Origin of the sequence: Nostoc sp. JL33, from assembly GCF_017114985.1 — a bacterium.
In the GTDB taxonomy this organism is placed as follows: Bacteria; Cyanobacteriota; Cyanobacteriia; order Cyanobacteriales; family Nostocaceae; genus Nostoc.
The window spans coordinates 46736-73196 of record NZ_JABXKP010000018.1; the positions used below are offsets into that span (position 1 = coordinate 46736).

At 41.3% G+C, this 26461-nt stretch carries 18 protein-coding genes and 1 tRNA gene; 8 read left to right on the forward strand and 11 right to left on the reverse strand.

The genetic code is table 11. The features are described from left to right. Nucleotides 1-65 precede the first annotated feature (65 nt). The 4 genes from HWQ23_RS03715 to HWQ23_RS03730 are packed head-to-tail and all read left to right on the forward strand — an operon-like array spanning nucleotide 66 to nucleotide 7464. Nucleotides 66-2693 carry a site-specific DNA-methyltransferase gene (locus HWQ23_RS03715; protein WP_292823712.1) on the forward strand — a complete coding sequence of 876 codons (2628 nt, stop codon included), beginning with the start codon at nucleotides 66-68 and terminating at the stop codon, nucleotides 2691-2693. 25 nt (nucleotides 2694-2718) lie between these two features. Then, nucleotides 2719-4083: an AAA family ATPase gene (locus tag HWQ23_RS03720; protein ID WP_292823715.1), complete on the forward strand. Its 1365-nt coding sequence runs from the start codon at nucleotides 2719-2721 to the stop codon at nucleotides 4081-4083. 10 nt (nucleotides 4084-4093) lie between these two features. Continuing rightward, nucleotides 4094-4609: a hypothetical protein gene (locus tag HWQ23_RS03725; protein WP_292823718.1), complete on the forward strand. Its 516-nt coding sequence runs from the start codon at nucleotides 4094-4096 to the stop codon at nucleotides 4607-4609. 38 nt (nucleotides 4610-4647) lie between these two features. Continuing rightward, entirely contained in the window at nucleotides 4648-7464 is a 2817-nt protein-coding gene (locus HWQ23_RS03730; protein WP_292823721.1) for a BPTD_3080 family restriction endonuclease, read from the forward strand. Between the two features lie 155 nt (nucleotides 7465-7619). Here HWQ23_RS03730 and HWQ23_RS03735 read toward each other — a convergent pair whose 3' ends face one another. After that, nucleotides 7620-8342 (reverse strand): diacylglycerol/polyprenol kinase family protein, encoded by a 723-nt coding sequence (locus HWQ23_RS03735; RefSeq protein ID WP_292823724.1) that lies wholly within the window; start codon nucleotides 8340-8342, stop codon nucleotides 7620-7622. A gap of 61 nt (nucleotides 8343-8403) precedes the next feature. On the opposite strand from HWQ23_RS03735, the gene yidD reads away from it, so the two are divergent. The 3 genes from yidD to ychF all read left to right on the forward strand — a co-directional run bounded on the left by yidD (nucleotide 8404) and on the right by ychF (nucleotide 10157). Next, complete coding sequence (yidD, locus tag HWQ23_RS03740) at nucleotides 8404-8640, forward strand: membrane protein insertion efficiency factor YidD (protein WP_251960177.1); 237 nt, start codon at nucleotides 8404-8406, stop codon at nucleotides 8638-8640. A 194-nt stretch (nucleotides 8641-8834) separates the two neighbouring features. Beyond that, entirely contained in the window at nucleotides 8835-9020 is a 186-nt protein-coding gene (locus HWQ23_RS03745; protein ID WP_292823727.1) for a hypothetical protein, read from the forward strand. Nucleotides 9021-9065: 45 nt separating this feature from the next. Next, entirely contained in the window at nucleotides 9066-10157 is a 1092-nt protein-coding gene (gene ychF / locus HWQ23_RS03750; RefSeq protein WP_292823730.1) for a redox-regulated ATPase YchF, read from the forward strand. A 218-nt stretch (nucleotides 10158-10375) separates the two neighbouring features. Here ychF and HWQ23_RS03755 read toward each other — a convergent pair whose 3' ends face one another. From HWQ23_RS03755 to hisG, 5 genes are all read right to left on the reverse strand, one after another. After that, on the reverse strand, nucleotides 10376-11287 hold the full coding sequence (locus tag HWQ23_RS03755; RefSeq protein ID WP_292823974.1) for a hypothetical protein: 912 nt from the start codon (nucleotides 11285-11287) through the stop codon (nucleotides 10376-10378). 177 nt (nucleotides 11288-11464) lie between these two features. Further along, nucleotides 11465-13756, reverse strand: a complete 2292-nt coding sequence (locus HWQ23_RS03760; RefSeq protein ID WP_292823976.1) for a hybrid sensor histidine kinase/response regulator — start codon at nucleotides 13754-13756, stop codon at nucleotides 11465-11467. A gap of 5 nt (nucleotides 13757-13761) precedes the next feature. Next, nucleotides 13762-14211, reverse strand: coding sequence for a response regulator (locus tag HWQ23_RS03765; protein WP_375466493.1), 450 nt, complete (start codon nucleotides 14209-14211; stop codon nucleotides 13762-13764). Then, on the reverse strand, nucleotides 14205-16766 hold the full coding sequence (locus tag HWQ23_RS03770) for a GAF domain-containing protein (protein ID WP_292823733.1): 2562 nt from the start codon (nucleotides 16764-16766) through the stop codon (nucleotides 14205-14207). Before HWQ23_RS03770 ends, HWQ23_RS03765 begins: the two co-directional genes overlap by 7 nt. 884 nt (nucleotides 16767-17650) lie before the next feature. Continuing rightward, on the reverse strand, nucleotides 17651-18295 hold the full coding sequence (gene hisG, locus HWQ23_RS03775; RefSeq protein ID WP_292823736.1) for an ATP phosphoribosyltransferase: 645 nt from the start codon (nucleotides 18293-18295) through the stop codon (nucleotides 17651-17653). Nucleotides 18296-18353: 58 nt separating this feature from the next. Between hisG and rppA the strand changes: the two genes are divergently transcribed. Beyond that, a complete protein-coding gene (gene rppA, locus HWQ23_RS03780) occupies nucleotides 18354-19070 on the forward strand; it encodes a two-component system response regulator RppA (RefSeq protein WP_292823739.1) in 717 nt (238 codons plus the stop codon). Nucleotides 19071-19180: 110 nt separating this feature from the next. Here rppA and HWQ23_RS03785 read toward each other — a convergent pair whose 3' ends face one another. From HWQ23_RS03785 to HWQ23_RS03805, 5 genes are all read right to left on the reverse strand, one after another. After that, the gene (locus tag HWQ23_RS03785; protein WP_292823742.1) at nucleotides 19181-20716 is read right to left on the reverse strand and encodes a flavin-containing monooxygenase; all 1536 of its coding nucleotides are present in this window, start codon (nucleotides 20714-20716) and stop codon (nucleotides 19181-19183) included. A gap of 243 nt (nucleotides 20717-20959) precedes the next feature. Further along, nucleotides 20960-21406 (reverse strand): DUF29 domain-containing protein, encoded by a 447-nt coding sequence (locus HWQ23_RS03790; protein ID WP_292823745.1) that lies wholly within the window; start codon nucleotides 21404-21406, stop codon nucleotides 20960-20962. A gap of 792 nt (nucleotides 21407-22198) precedes the next feature. After that, a tRNA-Lys gene (locus HWQ23_RS03795) sits at nucleotides 22199-22270 on the reverse strand. Between the two features lie 63 nt (nucleotides 22271-22333). Next, entirely contained in the window at nucleotides 22334-24583 is a 2250-nt protein-coding gene (locus HWQ23_RS03800; RefSeq protein WP_292823748.1) for a sensor histidine kinase, read from the reverse strand. Nucleotides 24584-25006: 423 nt separating this feature from the next. Then, complete coding sequence (locus tag HWQ23_RS03805) at nucleotides 25007-26233, reverse strand: glycoside hydrolase family 10-like protein (RefSeq protein ID WP_292823751.1); 1227 nt, start codon at nucleotides 26231-26233, stop codon at nucleotides 25007-25009. Between the last annotated feature and the right edge of the window lie 228 nt (nucleotides 26234-26461).

The window sequence follows — 26461 nt, forward strand, 5'->3', positions numbered from 1 at the left end:
TAACGAACTGGTCTAAAAGGTCAAATAGATTGTAAATTAAAAGCTCTGAGGCAAGGGAAACTGATATGGCAAGGCAGAGGAAATCAGAGCAGAGAGAAATTGAGCAGTACGAGCATGAAAACCAGCAACGAGTCAATAACCCACCAATTGGGCTAGTTAACCCAGATACTGACCCAGAAGAGGGTACTAAGAAGTATGCCTACGATCCTCACCTCGATCCTCAGTTAGTTTGGGCTGGGAAAGCAGAGCATACAAGTTTTGAAGTCCCTACAGTTTCGCTGCACGTCCATGAACGCATAGATCCGCGCACGATTATTGAGGCAGTACGGAAGCGCAAGGATGAAAAGGTTAAACAACTGTCCTTGTTTCAAACCCCAGAAGAAAATCCCCCCATTCGACAGGCTATTGAGTTCTATAAGCACAAGCATAACTGGACAAACCGCTTAGTTGCTGGAGATTCCCTTTTAGTAATGAACTCATTACTAGAAAAGGAAGGTATGGGAGGGCAGGTGCAGATGATTTATATTGATCCTCCGTATGGGATTAAATATGGGTCAAATTTTCAGCCATTTGTCAATAAGCGAGATGTAAAGGATGGTAAAGATGAAGACCTGACCCAAGAACCAGAGACGATCAAAGCATTTAGGGACACTTGGGAGTTAGGAATTCATTCTTATTTATCTTATTTGCGCGATCGTTTATGGCTGGCAAAAGATTTACTTCATGAACGTGGTTCTATTTTTGTGCAAATAGGTGATGAAAACGTCCATCGAGTAAGGTGCTTAATGGATGAAGTATTTGGTAGTGATAACTTTTGTATGGAAATTGTTCTTATGAAAGCAAGCAGCCAATCATCTGAATTATTGCCAGGTGTAAATGATTTCTTGCTATGGTTTGCAAAGGATATGAACCAGATAAAGTATAAGGAATTGTTTACAGAATGCGACCCTATAGAAAATCCAAACGAGCGATATATTTGCGTTGAGACAAAACATGGAGAACTTATTGATCTTTCTGTAGCACAAAAAACAGGCAAACAACCATTACCAGAAGGCCGTATTTGTAGATTATGGCCAACATTTTCTCAAAGACGTGGTAATGATAATTCATTCAAATACACCTTTAATGATGTTGAGTATGAGCCGCCTGTAAGATATGGGTGGCAAACTACTATCACAGGTCTAAAACGTTTAGCATTTGCCGCAAGATTACATCCCATTGGTAAATCACTACGATGGAAAGTCTATCACGATGAATTTCCATACAAGACTTTAAACAGTACTTGGTTAGATTTAAGACCGGGTGGATTTGGGGAACAGAGAACCTATGTTCTACAGACTGATCATAGAGCAATAGAGCGTTGTCTTTTGATGACAACTGCTCCAGGAGACTTGGTACTAGATCCAACCTGTGGAAGTGGCACTACAGCCTATGTTGCAGAACGCTGGGGAAGACGTTGGATCACTTGCGATACTTCTCGTGTAGCTATTACTCTTGCAAAGCAGAGGTTAATGACGGCAGTTTTTGATTATTATGAATTTGCGAATATAAAAGAAGGTTTAGGTGGCGATTTCAAATATAAAATAGTATCACGTATTACGCTGAAATCCATTGCCAACAACCCAGAAATTAAGGAAGGAATGGCAAGGAAGCAAATTGAGGAAGTTATTCAAAAATACGCTGCTAAAGAAACTCTTTACGACCAACCTACTGTCGATAAATCAAAAGTAAGAGTTACAGGGCCATTTACAGTTGAAGCTGTTCCTGCCCCAACTGTTAAACCTCTTGATAATATCGAAGAGTTTGCTAATACTCCAGTTACTGATCAATCAATTGGTCGTTCTGGTGAAACGCTGCGGCAGGCAGAATGGCGAGAGGAGCTTTTAAAAACAGGAATTCGAGGTAAAGGCGGTCAATACATTCTATTTTCCAGAGTTGAACCTTTACCGGGAACTCGTTGGCTTCATGCTGATGGCGAAACTAAACCCAGTAATAAAGAAGACGACGCTTCTCTCTTAAGTGGCGGCACTCAAGACAATCCAATGCGAGCCGTTATTTCTTTTGGGCTAGAACACGCTGCTCTCGATCAACGGCAGGTAGAAATGGCAATTGAAGAAGCGCAAAGCCTGATTCCTAAGCCTAAGCTAGTTATTTTTTCTGCCTTTCAATTTGACCCTGAAGCAGCAAAAGATATTGATGAAACTAACTGGCCTGGTGTTACTCTCCTAAAAGTACAAATGAATGCTGATCTATTTACAAAAGACCTGAAGAAAAAACGCGCTAGCAACGAGAGTTTTTGGCTCATAGGTCAACCCGATGTCGCACTTCGTCGTATTCATAGAGGAGAAAATATAGGTAAATGGGAAGTGGAAGTTCATGGCTTCGATTACTACAACACCAGAAACGGAAATATTGAATCTGGCACTGTCGAAAAAATTGCCATGTGGATGTTGGATACTGATTATGATGGCAGAAGTATTTTTCCTTGCCAAATTTTCTTTCCAATGGCAGGAGAGAAAGATGGCTGGTCGCGTCTTGCCAGAAATCTTAAATCCGAAATTGATGAAGATTTAATTGAGTCTTATCAAGGAACTGTTTCATTACCTTTTGAAATAGGTAATTATCAGCGTGTTGCTGTAAAAATAGTTGATGATCGAGGAATCGAATCTCTAAAAATTATCCGGCTAACTTAGAAGATTAACTAATTAAAATTTACCTATGCTCACCAATATAAAACTAAAAAATTTTCGAGCATTTCGAGAAAATATAGATATTCGTATCAGACCGATCACAATTTTGATTGGTCGCAATAGTGCTGGGAAATCCACCCTGATTAAGTTTTTGCTTATGCTCCAGCAAACTCTAGAATCCAGTGAATCTAGTCAAGGTAATTTTTTTACTACTGAGGGGCGGCACGTCAGTCTTGGCACTTTTAAAGATTTAAAAAATACTAAGTCGAATAACAATGGTTTTCAATTTACTTTAAATTTCAAAACTAATTCTTTGCCTGAATCTATAATTCAACAAATTAGAGAAGCACTCCAAAAAAGTACCCATATACAAAAATTAGAAAGTGACAGTGTTGAATTGTCAGTTAGTTTACCTTTTTCAACTGTTACTACCGAAGATGCACTAGGTAAAACAACCAGTGTAAAAATTACCTCACCAATAAAAGCAGATGAGCTAATGGCTGAATTTCGCGTTTCTGGAAATATCCCATATCGTGAAATTCCAGGTAATAAATATAAGCACATAGTCACCTGTAAAATTCAAGGAGAACAAGTTATCCATAAAGAAGAAACTAATCTTAGGCGAACTAGATTTCTTAAATTTCCTCTTCCAAACAATCCTATAGATATACTTAAATCCGCTTTTGATAATCTCTATCTAGATACTGTAAAAGATGAAATTATATCTATCCGACATCTCTCACCTGTTCGTGAAGAATCAGAGAGAAGTGTGATACTAGGTAGTCCCCCTCTGGATGATGTTGGACACAGGGGTGAATACGCTATGCCTCACTTACAGCGTTTGCTTACGGATGGTGGAGAAAGAGCAGATTTTGTTTTACGACATATTGAATCTGTTATTGATATTGAAGATGTAAAATTTAAATCTCAATTGAAAGGATTTATTCCTGAATTTAGAGCAAAAAACAAGTTAACTGGAGCCGAATCTTATCTAGCTGATTTTGGCTTTGGTGTTAGCCAATGTATACCAATCTTTGTACAAGGAGCTTTACTCAGTCCAGGAAAATTACTAATTGTTGAGCAACCAGAAGCTCAAATTCACCCCACAGCACAACTTGAAATGGGTTCTTTTTTCGCTGAATTGTGGACAGAAAGAAGTGTTCCGTCCATAATTGAAACTCATAGTGAGAATATCATTATCAGGTTGCGTAAGCTGATTGCAACAGGACAATTGAATTCAAAAGATGTGACAGTTGCATATTTTTATATTAAGGATAATTCTGTCCAAGTAAAAAATCTAGATATTAACTCGGATGGCAGTTTTGAAAAAGGACTTCCTATGGAATTTTTTGGAGCAGATATTCTAGAAGCTCTCAGTATTGATATTATGTAATGGATCAAAAATGACAGATAATAAGCAGTTAATACCAATTGTGATTGATACTAGTGTATTTATCCATATTCTTAATCCCCAAATCAATGAAGGTAGGCATATCGACATCCTACTTGCTCGACTTGCATCCACACATCAACTTCAAATTGACAAAGCAGGTAAAATTGACCTTGAGTATAAAAGGAAGCTTGTGGAAGCAATCAAGAATATGGACGAGCAAAGGTTTGAAAAATACACTCTCCAGTTCTGGATTTTAATCAAGGAAAAAAATATAATAGACATTGAACCATCAGAGCAATTAAGAAATGGGATAGAAAAGATTATTAATGATAAAACCAAAAGTGTTGATCGTTGCCTTGTAGCGACTGCTGCTTTAACCACTGCTGATTTAATTACTAATGATGGGGTAGACATTTTGAATAATGCTTCAGACCTCCATAAAGAAATTAAAAGAAATAAACTAAAAAAAATTAAATTAATGAATTCCCAAGCTGCACACACTACTTATTGTATAAATACGAATTAAAAATTACAAATCCTTGTTAGGGAATATTGAAAAAAGCTATGATATCTACGTCCAAAATTCACCAGCTTATTATAAATTCCCCCTATGAGGAGCCAAAAAAATATTGGCAGTACAATTACCAAACTCGTCTGTTTAAACTTGTAGAAGGCAGAAGATCCGCAGGTTACACCATCGCTGCTGAAAACTCAAAATCCTTTGATGCTCCTGGTAAGTTTGTTGAAATCCCTCTAGTTAACCAAATACGTCTGCGTGTCAAAGCTTGGTGTAAGAATGGGCATCCCGGCCTTACAGGTGTTACCAAGCATCTATTAGAACACTGGCACAATCCAGAAGAACGTGATTTACCTTTATTCTTTTGTCAGTTAGAAGCAATAGAAACCTTAATCTGGCTGGTTGAATCTCCACCATCTGAAAAGATTGGTATTGATATTCCCTCTGATGGTGGAGCACTCAAACGTCTCTGCTGCAAAATGGCGACAGGTTCAGGAAAAACAATCGTCATGGCAATGCTAATTGCATGGCAAATCCTCAACAAAGTCACCTATCCCCAAGATCCGCGTTTTTCCAAAGCCATCTTTATTGTCGCACCCGGATTAACGGTTAAGAATCGCCTACAAGTTCTAATTCCTTCTGGCGAAAACAATTACTATGAGATTTTCAACATCATTCCCCTTGGCTTGTTTGATAAGCTGCGTCAGGGTAAAGTCTTAGTCCGTAATTGGCACATTCTCAATTGGGAAACTGAGGAACAGATTGAGAAAAAGAAGGGAGTAGATAAACGTGGAGCAAAAAGTGACGAAGCTTATGTCAGAGATGTTTTAGGTGAACTTGCTAATTTTAGGAACCTCCTAGTCATCAACGATGAAGCACATCATGCTTGGCGTATTCCTGCTGAAACTAAAATAAAGGGTATTAGTAAAGAAGATATTGAGGAAGCAACAAAATGGATTGGTGGACTTGATCGTATCCACAGAGCTAGAGGAATACTCACCTGTTTTGATTTTTCAGCCACACCCTTTGTACCTTCTGGTAAGAGAAGTTCTGAAGAAGCTTTATTCGGCTGGATTGTTAGCGATTTTGGGTTAAATGATGCCATTGAGTCAGGCTTAGTTAAAACTCCTCGTGTTGTTATTCGTGATGATGGCAGGCTTAACCTCAAAGACTTTAAATCTCGTTATTATCACTTATATAATGATGTTGAAGTTAAAGATGATTTCAATCGGAAAGCAAAACCAAATGAATCTTTACCTGATTTATTAAATAATGCTTATTATTTATTAGGTAAAGACTGGTTAGAAACAGCCAAAGCTTGGGAGGAAGCTGGCCATAAAGTTCCTCCAGTAATGATTTCTGTTGCTAACCGTACTGAAACCGCAGCCCGGATTAATTATGCCTTCAATCATCATAAAATTCAAATAGAAGAACTTTGCATTCCAGAACGCATTCTCCACATAGACTCTAACGTTCTGAAAATGGCAGAGTCTCAGGAAGAAAGTTCTGAGATCCAATACAGAACCTCAGATATTAATGAAGACAATACATCTGATGAAGAAAATACTTCCAAGTTAACTAAACAGCAGCAAGCGGAACTTTTAAGACAAAAAGTTGACACCGTTGGTCAAGTTGGTAAACCAGGTGAACAAATTCAAAATGTTATCTCAGTTGGGATGCTGTCTGAAGGGTGGGATGCTAAAACAGTAACTCACATTATGGGTATTAGAGCGTTCACCAGCCAACTTCTCTGTGAACAAGTTGTGGGTCGAGGCTTGAGAAGAACCGCTTACGACGTTAACCCAGAAACAAATTTACTTGAACCAGAGTATGTCAACATTTTTGGTGTTCCCTTCACCTTTATTCCCCATGAATCTAATGAAGAAACAACACCTCCACCTTCTCAACCTAAAACTGAAATAAAACCCGACCCCGAAAAGCAAGAGTTTGAAATTAGCTTTCCCAATATCATCCGAGTTGATTACATTTATAAGCCTGAACTTAAGCTTAATTTAAGTCAAGTTGAGCCTTTAGAGCTAGATGCCTTTGATAATAGTACACTGGCTGAATTAGCGCCAATTGTTGATGGTAAACCAGATGTTACAAAAATTAAGGGGATTGATCTGGAAGATTTAGGGCGCAAATTTCGGATGCAGAAAATTGCCTTTGAGACTGCCAGAGATATCTTTGATCAGATGAAACCTGGATGGAAAGGTAATCGAGAATATTTATTAGCCAAGCTGATTAGATTAGTAGAAGACTTTATTGACTCAGGTTTAATCCGCATTAGTCCACCTTTATTCAATTTAGATGAAATTCGACGGCGGATTATTATTACTCTGAACTTGAGCAAATTAGTTCAGCACATTTGGAATGCTATTTATTTGGAAAATACAGAAGCAATTGAACCTGTTTTTGACCAAAATCATCCAATTCGCTCTACTGGTGATATGCGCTCATGGTATACGGGTAAGCCATGTGAATACACGCGGAAATCACACATCACCTGCTGTACTTTTGATAGTACATGGGAAGCTAGTGAAGCATTTGAACTAGATAGAAATCCCAATGTTGAGGCTTGGGTTAAGAATGACCACCTTGGGTTTGAAATTCTCTATATATTTGAAGGGGTTGTTCGCAAATATCGGCCAGACTTTATTATTCGCCTAAAAAGTGGGAGTTTCTTGATTTTAGAAACTAAAGGTCATTACACTCAAAAAGACGCAGCTAAAAGTGTATTTTTAGATCAATGGATTCAAGCGGTTAATCAGCATGGTGGCTTTGGTTTTTGGCAACAAAATATATCAAGAAATCCATCTGACGTTAAGATGATTTTAGATAGGGCGGTTTCTTTGTCAAAATGAGGCTCAACTTTTACCGGAAATATTCAAAAGTTAACGTAATTTCAATGCTTTTACCCTATCAAAAACTTTTTGTCCAAAGTCAAATTATTGACTGACGATAAAGTTTTGGCGCTATCTCTTATTTGCTCAATTAGGAATAGTACTCAAAGCAATTACTAACTCAAAACTAACTGACTTAAAAAGAAGGCAAGTGCTGCACTGCCCAAGGGAACTGTCAAATTGTCAATACCCAAGAATGAAACAGCCTCTAAAGCAGTAGCTATAACTGCTACTAACAGTGATATCGCCCAAGTTTGCCAACTGTTTCCTTGAGTTCCAACTAAAATCAAACTACTGACAACATAGCTAACGAGCATCATAGTTAGGGAGCCTTCCCAACTTTTTTGCGTCCCAAAAACTTTATACTTGTGTGTACCAAAGCGCTGCCCAATCAAGGCTGCTAATCCATCTCCCCAAGTCATTATCAAAATTCCGAGTGCTGCGTACTGGGGTTGTTGCAAGTACCAGAACCAGGCAACTAAAATACCGAAACTGACAGAGTAAAAAAATGTCCCTAAGCTTTGCCGTCCAACGCTATTAAGACCAGGAAGAATTGGTAATCGGTAGGATAATAAGGTGATTGCACTGGCTAAAATAGAAGCTGTAATCCCGACGCTAGCGGGAATATCTAGCCACCAAGCGATTAAAATCACATTACCAGTGCCAATATGAACTATCTTCCGCACGATTTCTGGCTTGTCGGCAAAGCGGTTTACCACCCATGCAATCAGGAGGATGAGTAACACCCAAATTGCAGCGATGCCTTCGGCGGGCAAAGCCAACGCAATTTGCAGCCATAAAACCGGAATTGAGGTGAAGTCAGAAAATGTAATTAACAAAGATGCAACAAAATGAAAATTTTTACCTCTGTTACTAATTTATAAGATTTGGGTAGCTGTAATGAAATTATTATTTATTTGGCTGATTCGGGGCTACCGAATGTTTATCTCGCCGTTGTTTCTCCCGACTTGTCGCTTTCAACCAACTTGTTCGATGTATGCTATTGAAGCTATTGAACGATTTGGAGTGTTGCGTGGTGGGTGGATGGCAACTCGGCGGATTTTGCGCTGTCATCCGTTTCATCCAGGTGGCTATGATCCAGTGCCAGAGGTGGTAGAAAAGGTGAAGGAGGAGTAGTTTTGTGTATGGTGGGGAATTGAGGGGTGATTAAACGCAAAGGGACGCAAAGGGAAGCGCAGAGGGACGCAGAGAATGATAAGAGCGGTAAATTATTAAAGGATGTGTTCGTGGGTATAGCTATTTGGGGAGATGTCAACAGATGAGGTTGTCATCTACCGTGGGAAGGTTGAATAATTTAATTTAGACTTACGATGATTAATCCCACTGCGATTTCTATACCCGAACCACAAATTCCTACTCCTGGCCCGAACCCGTTACCTAGTCCTGAACCTGTACCGGGGCCAGGGATTCCTCAACCTGTACCAGAACCAGTACCTGCTCCCATTCCTCAGACGGTTCCAGGGCCGATTCCCCAAACCATACCGGAACCTGTTTAGATTAACTTGGTAATGTAATCCAAAATCTCAAATCTAAAATCCAAAATGCTAAGAGCCGGAATTGTCGGACTTCCCAACGTCGGAAAATCTACTTTATTTAATGCTGTAGTTGCTAATGCTAAAGCAGAAGCAGCTAACTTCCCTTTTTGCACGATTGAACCGAATGTCGGCGTTGTCGCAGTACCGGATGAACGGTTAAATGTTCTTGCTAAGATTGCCAGTTCAGCACAAATTATCCCGGCGCGGGTGGAATTTGTAGATATTGCCGGTTTAGTTAAAGGTGCAAGTCAGGGTGAGGGACTAGGGAATCAATTCCTGTCCCACATCCGGGAAGTTGATGCGATCGTGCATGTGGTACGTTGTTTTGAAAATGACGATATTATCCACGTTGCTGGTTCTGTTGATCCAGCGCGAGATATTGAAATCATTAATATAGAACTGGGTTTATCAGATTTAGCACAAATTGAACGGCGAATTGACCGCACTCGTAAACAAGCTCGTACCAGCAAAGATGCACAGTTTGAAGTCTCAGTCTTAGAAAAATTAGCTGCGGCTTTAAATGAAGGTAAATCGGTGCGTCAGGTGAGCTTGAATGAAGAAGAAACAGAAATTATTAAAGGATTAGAACTGCTCACTTATAAACCGATTATCTACGCCGCGAATGTATCTGAGGATGAGTTGGCAACTGGTAATCATTTTGTGGAAACAGTGCGGCAAATCGCAGCAACAGAAAATGCCCAAGTTGTGATAGTTTCGGCTCAAGTTGAAGCTGAATTAGTGGAATTACCAGAATCAGATAAAGCTGATTTCCTCGCGTCTTTAGGTGTGGAAGAAGGCGGTTTGAAATCGTTGATTCGTGCAACTTACATGCTTCTAGGCTTGCGGACATATTTCACTTGCGGCCCCAAAGAAACCCGTGCTTGGACAATTAATGCCGGAATGTCTGCACCTCAAGCTGCTGGTGTAATCCACAGTGATTTTGAGCGGGGATTTATTCGCGCCGAAACTGTCGCTTATAAAGATTTGGTAACAACTGGTTCGATGAATGCTGCCAAGGAAAAAGGGTTGGTTCGCAGCGAAGGAAAAGAGTATGTTGTGCAGGAAGGGGATGTAATGTTGTTTCGATTTAATGTGTAGGGGTAATTAATCAGTGGCCGTTATCAATCAGATAATGGTCAACCTACACCTAATTGCGTAGGCTTTGCCCGCCGTAGGCATCGCACTCTAAACCTTGACAAAATGCTCAATATATGCATCTAGTTTTAAGGAAGTTGCTAGGCGATCGCACCCTCAACAAGCTAAAAGTGGGTAGGCAGACAGAATGTCCGTCTATTCTGATCATCATTGGACATAGTTCAGCTACTTCCACCCACAATGTATACATAGGAACCCAAATTCTCATCATCTGTACCAACAATCACACCGCCTTCTGCACCGGGAACAAGTTCTATACCTTCAATTTTGTGGTAATTAGAGCGGTAGAGGGGAACAAGTTGAGGATTTTGTCGCCATGCAATTTTATTACCACGCAATCCCAGGTAACCAGCGACATACACAGCTGACTGAAATGGGCCATCATCTCCGGCATCACTTGCTGAGGAGATATACACAATTCCTACGGGGTCTACTTTAATATCTGAAATATGGCGAACATTGCCTGATGGAAACGGTACTTTCAGATTGGCAGAACCTGCGAGGGTAATTTGATATTTAGCCAAGTCAAACACTCCCCAAAAAATAGTTGCTGGTTGTTCTGCTTCACCTCGATGTCCCCAAATAGCAACTAATTTGCCGTCTATATTTTGTAATCCAAATGCTTCAAAATTATTTCCTGGAATAATTCCTGGTAGATTGAATTCCTTGAGAACCGAAATGGTTTTGTTGGCAGAATCTAATCTGATGTAATAAGCTTTTCCATAACTGCTTAAAGCGATAAAAGATGATTTTGTTTTATCGGGAACAGATGTTAAAGCTTCTAAGTCGATGGGCAATTCTATGTTATTTGGCCAGTTCAAGGGGAAATATTCAGGTTGGCTTTTACCCTTAATGCTGATAATTGCTAAACGACCTTGGTTTTTTTGTTTGTTGTCATGGACAATCAGAAAATCGAGCCTATTGCTTTGTTGTTCTATCAAAGCCATACCACTGATACCAAAAGGGATGCCACCGCGAACCGGACGCCAATCTTGCGCCCAAACTTGCTGGGATATGAGTAACAATGCACCTAAGATTACTATATTGATGATTAATCTGAGAAACCGAGGCATAGTAAAAGGGATTGGGCATGGGGCATGGGGCATAGGGCATTGGGTTAGGAAAATTCCCAGTCCTGACTCTCCCAAACAGGAGTGTGTTAGCCGCTCAATCATATCAAATCCAGGCAATTCGCACTCAGATCAGGGAAGCAGCCTTTTGTACTCACAGCTATCAGCTTACTTACGTAATTACTTGACTTCCGATAGGATTTTCTGTAAAGAAAGCAATAATTCGTTGACAGTATAGGGCTTCGACAAAAACGTATTGACACCAATCGCAGCTACTGTACTGAGCTTATTGTCAGACATAAGTCCACTGCTGGCAATAATTCTGACTTGGGGGTTGATTTTTTGCAGGGTACGGATGGCAGTTAAACCATCTAGCGAGGGCAGCATAATATCCATGAGGACGGCACTAATTTTCTCCATATTTTGAGCGTATAGCGCGATCGCTTCAATGCCATCACTGGCAACTAAGATTTTGTAGTTGTGATCTTCGAGTGATGTTCTGGTAATCTCTTGAATGGCAGCTTCATCGTCCACAACTAAAATCAATTCTCCATGTCCTCTGTGTGGTGGCAAATCTTCGTCAGGGCTGAATGTTTCCATTCCCCCGACTGCTGGCAAGTAAACCTTAAAGGTAGTGCCACTTCCTAGTTCACTATACACCTCCAGAAAACCTCCGTGACTTTTAATGATCCCAAGTACGGTGGAAAGTCCTAACCCTGTGCCTTGCCCCACATCTTTTGTGGTAAAGAATGGCTCGAAAATTCTATCTAAGATTTCTTTAGGAATCCCAACTCCAGTATCAAAGACAGTAATCTTTGTGTAAAGCCCCTCTTTGGCTTCCAGGTTCATCCGGGCATAATTTTCGTCAATCAAGACATTTTCGGCAGAGATACTCAAACTACCGCCATTGGCCATAGCATCGCGGGCGTTAACGCAGAGGTTCATCAGCACTTGATGCAGTTGGGTGCTATCTCCTGAAACCATCCACAAATCCTGCGGTACATCAGTGCTGATTTCTATGGATTTGGGAAATGTCTCTTTAAGAATCTTGGCAACTTCCACAATCAAATGCTTGAGTTGCAAACTGATGCGCTTACCTTCAACACCCCGCGCAAAGGACAGCACTTGTTTGACTAAATCAGCGCCGCGTTTAGCGTTGATTTCCAAAATCTCTAATAGATGGCGAGTTCGCTCATCTGCATCAGGAAATTTCAGTGGTAACAGTTGCGCTCCTGCCAAAATCGGTGTCAGGATATTGTTGAGGTCGTGAGCAATGCCACTAGCTAAAGTGCCAATACTTTCCAGGCGTTGAGCGCGAAACAATTGGGCTTCTAAATGTTTTTTCTCGGTAATATCTGTGTCAACGGTGAGAATTGATTTGGGTTTCCCTTGTTCATCGCACACCAGACTCCAGCGACTAGCAACGAGGATTTCTTTGTCAGCTTTGGTAAGTTTAGTTAATTCGCCCTGCCACTTCCCTTTACTAAGAACTTGTAACAAAGCCGCTTCGATTTCTGGTGAAGGTTCGTCAAACAAAAGCTCACTAGCATTTTTGCCCCAAGCCTCTGTAGCTTGCCACCCGTAAAGTGTTTCTGCGCCTTTGTTCCAGAGGATAATTTGATTGTTTAAATCCCGCACGCAAATAGCATCTGTGGTGACATCAAGTAATGCTGCTTGTTCGCGGATTTTTTCTTGTGCTAATTTGCGATCGCGTAGCGCAGCTTGCTGTTCGCTAATATCGATACTGGCGCAAGTCACGCCGACAACTTCTTGCGACTCATTCCGCAATGGCTCGACAGTTAAATCGTAATATCGAGTTATATCTTTGATTGTAATTGATACTTCTTCTCGCGTTCCTATGCCTGTGGTTAGCACCCCACGTTTAATTGAGATCAAACGTTGAGCATCTTCTACTGGGATGATATCCAAGTCTTGTTTGCCCAATATTTCCTCAACAGTCACTTCATCGGGGGGATTGTAAACCCAGGTATACCGTAACTCCCTATCTTGGTTGTAGACAAAGATTGGAGAGTTTTTCAGGGCAACCCGAAATCGCTCCTCACTATGGCGGAGTGCGTCGTCTGCCCGTTGACGCTCGATCGCATAACGCATTGAGCGCACCAGCAAGTCGCCAGTTACTTGCCCTTTCACCAAATAATCCTGCGCTCCTTGCTGCATTGCCCTAATTGCCAGGGTTTCATCGTCTATACCTGTCAGCACAATTATCGGAGTCGCTTTTGCGTGATGGTGAGCGATGACAAAGGTTTCCAGCCCCCCGCTATCTGGCAGCGAGAGGTCTAACAGAATTACATCAAAAATTTCCTTTGCTAGGTAGTTGAGTGCTTCATCAAGCCGCTCAACGGGTATCAACTCAACTACAACTGTGGTAACTTCTTTTAAAAACTCCTGTAATAATAATACATCACCAGGGTTATCTTCTACTAACAAGACTTTAATATGTTTACCTGCCATTTCCACTACTCCGGTGGCAGCTTTACGATCGCAAACCAAAAATTTTCTATTGATTGTACAATTTTAACGAATTGATCGAAATCCACTGGCTTAGTTATGTAACAGTTGGCAGAAAGGTTATAGGCTTTGAGGATGTCTTCTTCAGCTTGGGAGGTCGTCAAAATTACTACAGGAATTCGTTTGAGGTTTTCATCTCCTTTCATTTCTGCTAATACCTCCCGCCCATCTTTTCTAGGAAGGTTTAAATCCAACAGGACGATATCTGGATGGGCTGCTTTGACATATTTTTCCTGTTTTCGCAAGAATGCCATTGCTTCTACACCATCTTCGACGACGTTTAAGTGAATCGAGATTTTGCTATCTTCGAGGGCAATGCGTGTGAGTTCGGCATCGCCGGGATTGTCCTCTACTAACAAAACCTCAATAGGCATAATTGCTGTTATGGTTTTCACCATTGCTTAAGAGCTCTATCTGGAATTGTGAAGTAGAAAGTCGAGCCTTGACCCAGTTTTGACTCAATCCAGATCCGGCCACCGTGGCGTTCTATAATTTTCTTACAAATTGCCAGACCAATTCCAGTACCTGGATACTTGCCTCTACCGTGCAAGCGCTGAAAAATTATAAATATACGTTCAGCATACTGGGATTCCAAACCAATTCCATTATCGCGCACCCAGAACAACCATTCATCTGCCGACGGGACAAAATTTAAACTTTCTCCATCTAGATTTACATCTTTTTTGGCTACCCCAATGTGAACTCGTGGCTGGTGATCACGGCAAAATTTGATCGCGTTGCCAATCAGGTTTTGAAATACTTGTGTTAGTTGGGTAGCATCAGCGATCACTTCAGGTAGAGTATCATGAGTGACGACTGCTTTACTATCCGCGATCGCAATTTGAAGATTAGCGATCGCCTGTTCTAAGATTGCACTACAATTAACTGGCACAAAGGGCTGTCCACGGCTGCTCAGGCGGGAATAGTTCAACAAGTCGTTGATTAGGGTCTGCATCCGCCGCGCCCCATCTACTGCGTAGGCGATAAACTGATCGGCATTGGCATCTAGTTGATTTTTGTATCTTCGCTCTAGTAGTTGTAAATAACTAGTTACCATCCGCAACGGTTCTTGCAAGTCATGGGAAGCGACATAGGCAAACTGTTCCAATTCCGCATTAGATCGAGCCAGTTCCTGACTTTGCTGGGTTTGTTTTTCTAATAGTTGCGCTTGAGATAAAGCAATCCCAATTTGGTTAGCTAGTTGCTGTAATAACTCCGTCTCAAACTTCTGCCACTGTCGAGGTGCGGCACACTGATGAGCCAGCAACAAGCCCCAAATGCCGTCCCTGACAATAATTGGTACTACGAGATTAGCTTTGACAGCAAATTGATCAAGAAATTCTCGATGGCAAGGTTGGATATGAGCAACTTGAATGTCTTCAATGGCACTGATTCTTCCCTGGCGATATCTTTCTAAATATTCTTCTTTAAAGCAAGTGTCGAGTAGATTTTTTCCTAGAATTACCGGCCAACCAGGCAACACGGCTTCTTGAACTACTGTTCCAGAACCATCAGCCTCCAGTTGAAAAATCAAAACTCGATCAACTTGTAGTAGTTTTTGTACCTCTGTTACTGTAGTTTGAAGAATTTCGTCTATTTGTAAAGATTCTCGAATTTTCAGGGTGATTTCAGAAAATAGTTGCGATCGCAGATTCTGCCGCTTTAATTCCTCTTCTACCCGCTTGCGATGTGTGATATCACTATAGGAACCAACCATCCGCACTATATCACCCAATGCGTCCCAAAGTGCCTCTCCTCGATCTAGAATCCATTTATAGCTGCCGTCTTGGCATTGGACTCGATATTCACAGACGTAAAACGGTGTTTTCTTGGCAAAGTGGTCTTGGAAAGCTTGAAGTACCGAATCTCGTTCATCGGGATGGATTCGTTTTGCCCATTCATCCCAACTGTTGGAAACTTCGTGGTCTTTATAGCCGAGCATTTCCTTCCAGCGAGTTGAGAAGAACACTTCATTAGTCTTGAGGTTCCAATCCCAAATACCATCATTATTTGCATGTAATACTAATTGCCAACGTTCTTTACTTTCTCGTAGTGCTTCTGCTGTTTTCCGCCGTTGAGTAATGTCTTGGAAATAAACGGATAAGCCGTCTTTTGCAGGATAAGCGTGGACTTGAAACCAGCAGTTTAGTGAAGGAAAAAACTCCTCAAATTCCACACTCACCTGTTCTAAAATTGCTCTGTGATACTCATGATGGAATGTTGTGCTGATGATTTCTGGAAATACCTCCCAGATATTTTTAGCCAAAAGCTCATTCTGGTTTTTTTGCAACAGCCGTTCTGCTTGACCATTAATGTAGGTGAACTGCCACTTTTTATCTAAGGCAAAAAACCCATCAGTGATGCTTTCGAGCAAATTAGCAATGCGGATTCTCGCAGCTTCAGACTGGCTGCGGGCTGCTTGCTCGTGCGCCATTAGTTTCTCGCTAACTTGAGATACCTCAGCTACATGACGTCTGAGTTCTAGTTGGTCGATTACCAAGCGACTCAGAGCTACAAACGCCTCCACTTGTTTTTGGCTCAATTCCCGTGGAACTTGGTCAATTACACACAGAGTTCCTAGCATATCTCCCTTTGGGGTAATTAAGGGTACACCTGCATAAAACCGCACATAAGGATAGCCAGTTACTACCGGATTATTTGCCAATTTTTCATCAGCTAGGGTGTCAGGAACGACCACAAAATTACGCCGCTCTTGGCAAAGGTAAGATAACCCAATACTTCTGGGCATTTCTGATACATTTAAACCGACTTTTGCCTTAAACCATTGACGGTTTTCATCTATGAAATTTACCAAGGAGATAGGAGTACCACAAATAAATGCCGCTAACTCAGCAAGATTGTCATAGGCTTCTTCGGGTTCGGTGTCAAGAATTTGATACTGGCGGAGGGCTTCTAGCCTCGCCACTTCTGTATCAATGTTTCCAGCTTTCATTAACTTTTCTTAATAAATTTAAATGTAATATTCAGTCAGCAGTGTGGCTATCTCCAGAATAACTTAACCTTATGATCTGAGGATAAACCAACTCTTACTCCTGCCTCAGATGTTGAGGGTGATATATTTAGGACTTACGCACTGTAGAAATGCATCGTCATCCCAATTAACGATCTTGAGGAAGTTTTCAGGCTTTTGTTAATTATCCTGCGATGCCTACGGCGGTAAACTACGTAAATAGACCATGCTGTAGGGGCTTTAGCATTGCTGTGCCCTTACGAAAGATATTTTTTATTTGTCAGTCCCTTAAGAAAAAAATCGTGATTAAATCATGATTTTAGTGAGAAAAATTGTGAAGCATTCCAAATGTGCAAAATTTCTTTGTGACTGTAACTATTAAACTCCTACCAAAACGGCTGACCGCAGCTTGGCAATTACATCACTTAGATTACCCGTGTTTTACTCGTTCCCAGTCGGAGACTGGGAACGAGATACACGAGATACGAGATAAATGACAAAAGTTACCCTCTATATTCGACTTGTGTGTACACCGTAGCCCTTGTAGGGAAAAGCTGTTCTTGTCATTAAAAAAAATTGTGAAGCATTCTAAATGTGCAAAATTTCCCTGTGACTGTAACTATTAAACTCCTACCAAAACGGCTGACCGCAGCTTGGCAATTACATCACTTAGATTACCCGTGTTTTACTCGTTCCCAGTCGGAGACTGGGAACGAGATACACGAGATACGAGATAAATGACAAAAGTTACCCTCTATATTCGACTTGTGTGTACACCGTAGCCCTTGTAGGGAAAAGCTGTTCTTGTCATTAAAAAAAATTGTGAAGCATTCTAAATGTGCAAAATTTCCCTGTGACTGTAACTATTAAACTCCTACCAAAACGGCTGACCGCAGCTTGGCAATTACATCACTTAGATTACCCGTGTTCAGCCGGTAACTCAGAGGATGGGCAATCAACCGCGCCGTGCTTTCATATAGAGTAGCAATTTCAATCAAACCATTTTCGTTCAAAGTCCGCCCTGTAGAAACCAAATCCACGATCGCTTCTGACATTCCAGTAATTGGGCCTAGTTCCACTGAACCATACAACGGCACTATTTCCACAGGTAAATCTAGACTGTGGAAATATTCACGAGCGCAATTGACATACTTGGAAGCAACTCTACCATGCGGTGGTAAATCTAAAGGCGATCGGTAAGAACTAGATGCTTTTACCGCCACTGACATCCGACAATGCCCAAACTGCAAATCCACCAAGTGGGCAACTTGCGGCTGCTTCTCCCGCAACACATCGTAACCAACAACACCCAGTTGTGCTTGACCATATTCTACATAAACGGGTACATCGTGCGCCCGCACCAGCAAAGCTTTGGCAACTCCCTTAGTGTCAGGAATTTGAAGTTGGCGAGTTCCTGAATCTAAAAAAGCACTAAAATCTAATCCCACAGATTGTAGCAGGCGGATGCTATTTTTAAGTAATTCCCCTTTTGGCAATGCAACAGTCAGCATTCTTTTTCTTAGTATCCTTGGCGTTCCGGCAGTTGAATAATATTAAGAATATCTCTATATGCTTACCACAAGCAGCATAAGAATTTTATTAGTTGATGATGAAGTTGAACTAACTGAACCCTTGAGTCGCTTATTAACTCGTGAGGGTTATATTGTAGATGCCGCTTACGATGGGACAAGTGGCAGCGAATTTGCACAAGCAGGTAGTTATGACCTACTAATTTTAGATTGGATGCTGCCAGGAAAAACGGGGTTAGAAATTTGTCAACAATTGCGCCGCCAAGGCAAAACTACTCCCGTGCTGTTTCTCACAGCTAAAGATACCCTAGATGACCGCGTACAAGGTTTAGATGCTGGTGCTGACGACTATTTGGTTAAACCTTTTGAACTGCGGGAGTTACTAGCCAGAGTCCGGGCTTTATTGCGTCGTTCTGGTTCCCAAACTCATGAAACCACCACCGGGCGGCTGATTGTCGCTGATTTAGAACTTGATTGTGAAAATCAAGTAGCCTATTCCCAAGGACGAATAATTGAGCTTTCGCAAAAAGAAAGCCAGTTGTTGCAATACTTTATGGAACACACTGGACAACTAATGACTCATGCCCAGATTATGCAAAATTTGTGGCAAGAGGAAGAACAACCCAGTAGTAATGCGATCGCAGCATTAATTCGTTTGCTGCGTCGTAAGATTGAGGTAGGTAGAGAAACTGCGCTGATTCACACAGTCTACGGCAAAGGCTATCGTTTCGGTGCTTCCTCAGTGGAGTCAGTTTAGCTGCCTGTTTTGAATAGACATCTCCAGAAATTAAATATGCGTTACCCAGAACCCTTGTAGAGACGTAGCAGTGCTACGTCTCTACATTTTTTTTCACTCCTATGTCTAATTCACAAAGATTCCGTTAATTGGTTAGGAGAATCATTAACATTTTTCAGTCTTTGCAACTTCAATTCCTGTCGAAGTTTGTTGTAGAGGGATGAATCCACAGGCATCATAATCTGTGAAATTTCTTTCCAGACACCATGTTGATTATTAGCACCCATATCTTCCATGAGTTGCTCAGTGTAACGCAAGGAAAACGAGGAGATGCATGTTGCCTTCGCTACAACATTATTGTATTGAGTTTTTATCCAATCCATATTTGCTGCTATTTCTTGATACATTGCTGAGGGCGAAAGCAATAATAAGTTGCCTTTGACATACTCTAGCAGCCACCAAGCACTAACTTCTGATGTCAACTGACAATAGAAACTGCTGTTATAGCCAACAAAACCCATTTGTGGAATATTAGGGTGAATCAGATAACGGTAAAGGCTAAAATTACCATCTTCATCAATTATCTGTCGGCGATATTCTTCTTCGAGAAAGGGAAGTTCCTGGTTAAATCCTGTACCAAAAATTACTATATCTGCCTGCAACTGCTGACCATTGGTTAATTCCACACCATTAGGGATAAACTTGGCGATGCTGGTTTTAATTGCCTGAATTTTACCAGAGTGTACGTACTTGAAGAAATCTGGAGGAGCTATGGTAATTTGACAGTTAGCCTGATTCATCGGATGTTCGGGTAACATGTCGCAGCTATCAAGACCGAATTGCAGGCGTAGCACCATCTCGTTAGTCCGCCAGAAAGCCCACACTAGTGGCTTACCCAGAGTGTGCAGCAATCTTTCAATCCGTCCCATCTGACGGTAGGGGAACCAAGCTTCTGCAAAGCGGGTTAATAAAACATACTTCAGGTTTACTAAACCCAGGAAAAATCTAGGAATCTTCCACAGGGGTTGACGGAAGACAAGGGTGGATTCTTTGGCTATGTTCGCCGCTAAAGTCGCAATGTCGCAGGCAGATTTGCCAAAACCCACTACTACTACGCGCTTACCCTCAATGATTGAAGCATCATTAAACTCAGTAGAATGGAGTACTCGTCCTCCAGATGCTGCGAACTCCTCCCTACCAGGCAAGGAAGGTAAATTAGGGAAACTAAATATTCCATTGCACACTAGCACAAAGTCAAATTCGTGCTTTTCCTCTTTTGTCTCACCCCCATTACCTTCCTTGACTCTGATAGTAACTACCCATCCTGGTCGTTCTCCAGTTTTTCGGGAAACATTAGTAACTTCCGTTTGGAAGCGAATTCTTTCAAGAACTCCAAAATTCTGGGCGTATGAATTTAGGTAATTCTGCATATCCTCTGCTGTCGGCCACTCTGGGTAGGATGCAGGCATGGGATAGTCAGAAAAACTATATGTGTCACCCGTATTCTGGGTTGTTAATCCTGGATAACTTCGAGATTTTTCCCAAACACCACCAAGTCCTTTTTGTTTCTCGAATACAGTAACGTCGTAGCCTTCCTCGACAAAAGTTTTAGTTGTTACCAGGCCGCTAATTCCAGCCCCAATCACGCAAATTTGTTTGATTTCCATTCTTTTTTAAGTAAATTATGAAAGAATTTCTGCAAAGATGAATTTATAGCATTTTTTATTTATTTGAACCACATCTGTGGTAAAGCCTAAAGAACTACCAGACATTATTGATCATCATTTAGCAGAATTACCAGCAGGTAAAGAAGCGAAAAAAGACTAATGATTAGGACTAATTCAAACCACGTTAAAGAGTGCGCGTGGTTTCTCTAAAACTAATGACTAATGACTAATAACTACAGGTTTTTAACAACACCAAAAGCTTTCATTCAATAATGTCTCTACATCATTAGGGAAAGGACAATCATCAGGAAATTTTGTTTGATATTCCTTACTCATATTTTTATGTGCATTTTGATAAGATTCCTCACATATAGTTAAGAAATAATTACGCAGACTAGGGGAATCTCGAAGAATACGATTTAATTCCTGTTGTGTGCGGCTAATTGTTGCTTCCCAACCGCCATAACATTTTGGTAAATTTACATAATTCCGTTTTAAGGCATGTTCAAATAAAGTTGTCAAACGACTTTCTAATTCCCGTCTATCTCTCCTCCCCAATCCTTCTATCTCTTCAATTAAGTTTTCCCAGTCTACATTGCTATAATCTTGGGATTTTAAGCTATTGACGGTCTGCTGAATCCACAATGCAAAGTCTGTTACATAGAGAGTTTTTACTGGTGATTTAGTCATAATAAATTAAAAACTTTACAGTGTAGCAATAGTTTAACCCAAGGGTTTAACCAAATTTTAAAAGGTACAGTATTTCTGGTCATCGCATCGTACCAACCTTGACGAAAACTAAGAATATTCGTAGGTTGGGTTGAACCTTCGCAAACAGCGTCCCGTAGGGAAGTGAAACCCAACGAACTCTTGATAATGTTGGGTTAGGAACTCCAAGAAATAAATTACTACTACTTGTGGGGTGGGCGACACGAGAGCCATATAAACTGGGCTCTCGTGTCGCCCACCCCACAATAAATAATTGAATATTTTTTTATTTGTCAGTCCCTTACCCTGCGGGAGGCAAGCTACGTTCCTCAAACGCCACTTGCTTTACAGTCGGGAAACCGCAAGGACGCAGTGGCTCCCCAACCTACACTCTGTGGTAACGACAACATAAGCATTTGCCACAAATAGACAAGCTGTGGTAACGACAACAGGTTGATTGATAAGTTTTACTTAAGCTGTGGTAACGACAACATAAGCGTTTGCCACAAATAGACAAGCTGTGGTAACGACAACAAGTTCATTGATAAGTTTTGCTTAAGCTGTGGTAACGATAGCATAAGCGTTTGCTACAAATAGATAAGCTGTGGTAACGACAACAACTTCATTCCTAACATCTGTTACTTTGTTTGTAACGGATGCACAAGCTGTGGTAAAAACTGGAATTTTATTTATAAGGCAAAAGGTGAGCTTTTCAGCCCACCCCACAAGATGGATAATTTATTTTTTAGAAATCCCTTGAAAATACTTAAAAAGTGGGTGACGAGGGATTTGAACCCGCAACCAATAGATTAAGAGTCTACTGCTCTACCGTTGAGCTAGTCACCCGCACAATTAAGAATCATAGCACACCTTCGGACAGATTTGCTAGTGCCGCGCCCAAAAAAGGAATTAAAGGGGAAATTTGACGGTGAAGGTGGTTTGACCTGTTGCACTATGCACATAAATTGAGCCGCCTAAATGTCTGACCATTTTCTGGACTAATGCCAGTTCCAGTCCAGTACCGCTATGTTTCCAAGGATCATGTTCGGAAAGATGATAGAAAGGCTCAAATATGCGTGACAGTTCATTGCTGGTAAACTCGATACCAGAATTGGTAATATTAAGCTCTACTGCATTCTCTGTTAAGTGAGCAGAGACTGTGATGTATTCGCCTGCTGGCGTATATTTGCAGGCATGGTTCAACAACTCGGTGACAATCCGCTCGAAATTGGTGATATCTGTTTCCAAAGGCGGCAGCGCATGATCAACCCTCAGATTTAAATGCTGTCGCTGGCAGTTGGTGAGGTCTCGAAAAGACTCGACAATGGGATGAAGCCAGCTTTGTAAGTCAATGGCAATCAAAGTTGGGGGTTCGGGTTCGGCTTCGAGATATGTGAGTGTGAGTAGGTGGTTAATTAACTTGCTTTCTCGCCCACACTCGTTATGCAGAATCTGCAAGAGTTGCGGAACTATTTCTATATTTGATATTTCTGCTGGTGTGAGAACAGTTTCGAGGGTTTGGACTGCAAGGCTGATGCTAGTTATTGGTGTCCGTAGTTCTTGGGACAGACTTCTGAGAAATTCGTTTTTGAGCCGATCGCCTTTTTCTAGTTCTTTTACCTGTGCCTGGGTTTGTTTGTAAAGCTGGGCTTGACGAATCGCGATCGCACATTCATTTGCTACCTGCTGCACTAGCTCAATTTCAAATTCATCGAATGCCTCTTGTGTCGGTCTTGTCAACCAAATATTTCCTAAAAGCCCTTGAGTATCGAAAATTGGACAAGCCATCTGGGACATAACTAACAAGTTTGGTTGCCATCCTGGCACAATTTCCAAAAACTGCAAAGGTTGTTTTTGCAATAGGGGCTGATAAACTTCTAGACGGTCTGCAATCTGTCTAGTCAATCCTTGAGACTGTGGTAGCTTCGTGGTGTACTCGTAGGTAATAGTCACCAGCGTTTGGCAACTGCTATAGAGTTCGATTTGGCAACGATCAAGGTTCAGTAACTCTGCTAATTCCTGGGTAACAGTCTGCAACACCTGAGTTTCATCCAGACTGTCGCGGATTTGTTCTGTCATACGTCGCACCAAGCCTTCAAAGTTTCGCACCTGCTGCAACTGATTGATCTGCTTGTGTTGTTCCAACTCGATCTTCGCTTTGAGATCCTTAATCTGCCGATGAAGTTTTGCCTGTTGGACAGCAATGCCGATTTGAGTTGCCAACTGAAGAGTCAAGTCAGTTTCTGTTTGCTGCCATTGACGCGGTTGGTGGCAATGCTGGGCAATCAACAGTCCCCACATATCTTGCCCTTTGAAAATCGGCACGACTAGATTGGCTTTCACCTGCAAAGATGCCAGAAAATCTATATGGCAAGGATGCAAACCGGCTGCATAAATATCTTCGACAACTTGAATGCAACCTCGTCCATAGTGTTGTGAATGTTTGCCACTAAAGCAGGGATCGGTAATATTTTTTCCCAACAGTGGATCACCGACGGCCACACTTGACTCGGCAATGATTACGCCACTGCCATCAGCCTCGAAGCGATAAATTAGCACGCGATCGCAATTCAAAAACTGCCGGAGTTCTTTGGTTATTTGATCCAGAATTGTCTCTAATTCTACAGATTGGTGAATCCGTCGGGCGATCGCTTCTAGCAGTTGCTCCCGTTCAACCTGGAGTCCAACTGCTTGTTCTGCTTGCTTCACAGGCGTAATATTGCTACTAGTACCAATCAGTCGATAAATCCTAGAGTTACTATCCCTTAGCGGCGTGAGAGTCGTACTCCACCAACTAGGAATTCCCTGGAATTGCAAACATTGTTCGTAAGAAATAGTTTTGCCGAATCGCACGCAGTCAGTATAATGCTGACGCACCTTAGCAGCATTGATCGCACAGAGAATATCCTCAGGTTTTTTGCCCCGGAGATCGTCTGAGCGAATGCCTATCCACCGCTCATGAGTCGGATTAAGTGCCACATATCGAAAATCTCCGTCCTCCAGAACATCGACTACAAATATTGATACTTGCACAGAATTGTACATGCTCAGTAGAAACTGCTCGCTACTGCTTTTCTCATTTCCTTCTGTGCCAAACAGAATCTCAGGAGATGATAATTTTGTCAACTCTATAGTTGATTCCACTGGATTTATATTCATGCGAGAGTCCCTGTCTGGTATTACTAACTCTTCTAGGCGCTCTCTTGTAGTTATGCTTGTAGTAGATGCAATTTAGCGCCTATAGCAAAGTCTTGTCAGCTGTTGCTCATCGAAATTTGGATCTTTCTCTACTTATTGTCAGAAATCTAGGAAAGCTAAGTAGGAGTCAGCTTAACAAATCCGGCTTTTTGAAGGTGAAAATACATTTGCAGATTAGGGCGACCTGACTAAATTTGATTTTTAACAGTTTCTTAAGATTCTTCCATATATCTCAGTACAACCACCAGTATATATGAGTTAAGTTTATTATTCTTAATAAAGGGAACGGCAAGTTACAATCGCATGTGAATCCCGACAGCAGAACCCACGGGGACAGCAATAGCCCAAGCTGAAGAGACAAATATTCATCGCCACGCCATAGGTTCAATGTAATAGTCTGGCAGTTTTAAGATTAAACATCTCAAAAAAAGCTTTGCGTCGCTGTTGGGGTGATTCAGGTACGATGTAACCCCACAGACTTTCCCAGTAGAAAAAGGAGATACCATCAAAATTGCGATCGCGCACAACCTGAACTTGTTCTCTAACTTGTGCCATTTTCACAGGATTATGCACTGTTCCCGTTGAGATACCAATACCTACAGGAATGAGACTTTGAGCCAATTTTATAGATGGTTGTTCCAGTTGAGCGATAAAAGAGTTTTTATCATTTCGATACACCTGCAAAATTAACTCATTAACTAAACCTTTTTTTACCCAATTTTCCCAGTCTTGCAAATAGTATTTATAGGCAAAAGCTTGATAGTTAGGAGACAAAGATATTTTGACATTAGGTTTAACCGCCTTCACAGCTTGATAGATTTCTGCCATGAAATCAGTAATTTTGTCTGCCCGCCAACGCATCCATTCTGAGTTAAAAGGATCATCAGGGGGACTTTTGCCTTGATGTTCTTGCTGGTAGAGTTCTATAGTGAAGCGATCGTAGCCAAACTGTACAGGCATCCCAAAATGGTCATCAAGCTGAATACCATCCACATCGTAATCCCTGACTACTTCCAAAATTAGCCCTTGGATAAACTCTTGTACTTGTGGATGTAAAGGATTCAACCAAGCCTGTTTACTCACCAAAAGATTATTGATTTCTTCTGGTGGGGCATCTTGGATAGAGTTTATACCTTCTTGCCCAATTGTCAACCAGTCGGGATAACGCCTTGCTAATTGTGAATAATGCGGCGTCATGAATCCGTATTCAAACCAGGGAATGACTCTCAAATGTTTATTTTTAGCAAGTGTGACTATCTTTGCTAAAACATCCTGTCCACCGTGCATAAAGTTGAGCAAAGGTTGAGTATCAGAGCCTGTAGCAATTTTAGCTAAAGCACTCTTATAAAAAGTATGCCCTCGGTTCCAAACGACAGGATAAATTGTATTAAAGTTGAGAGCGGATAATTGATCTACAGCGCGATTAATACCCCAAGGGACAAATAGTACACCACTAGCAACATTAGTAAGCCAAACGCCGCGAATTTCTGTAGTTAAAGGGCTTATTTTTTGGGAATAGACGGGCAGTGAAGAGAATGAAAAAACTGTTAAAGTGACTACTAATCCCAAACACAGTAAGTAAGAAACACCACGGCGAGCAACCCGATTCATTTGTAAGCGTTACCTAGTGCGATCGGAATATATATAACTACAAAATAAAGTTGTAATCCTCCGGATGATGTAAAGAAATGACGATTTTATGCCAACATGTAAATTATTGAAGAAGAATTCAGAAGTCAGAATTCAGGAGTCAGAATCAAGACGTTCTCTACGTTCGCGCAGCGTGTCGCAGACAGACGCTAAAAGCGTAGCTTGTCCTCCGCAGGAGTACGCTATCAG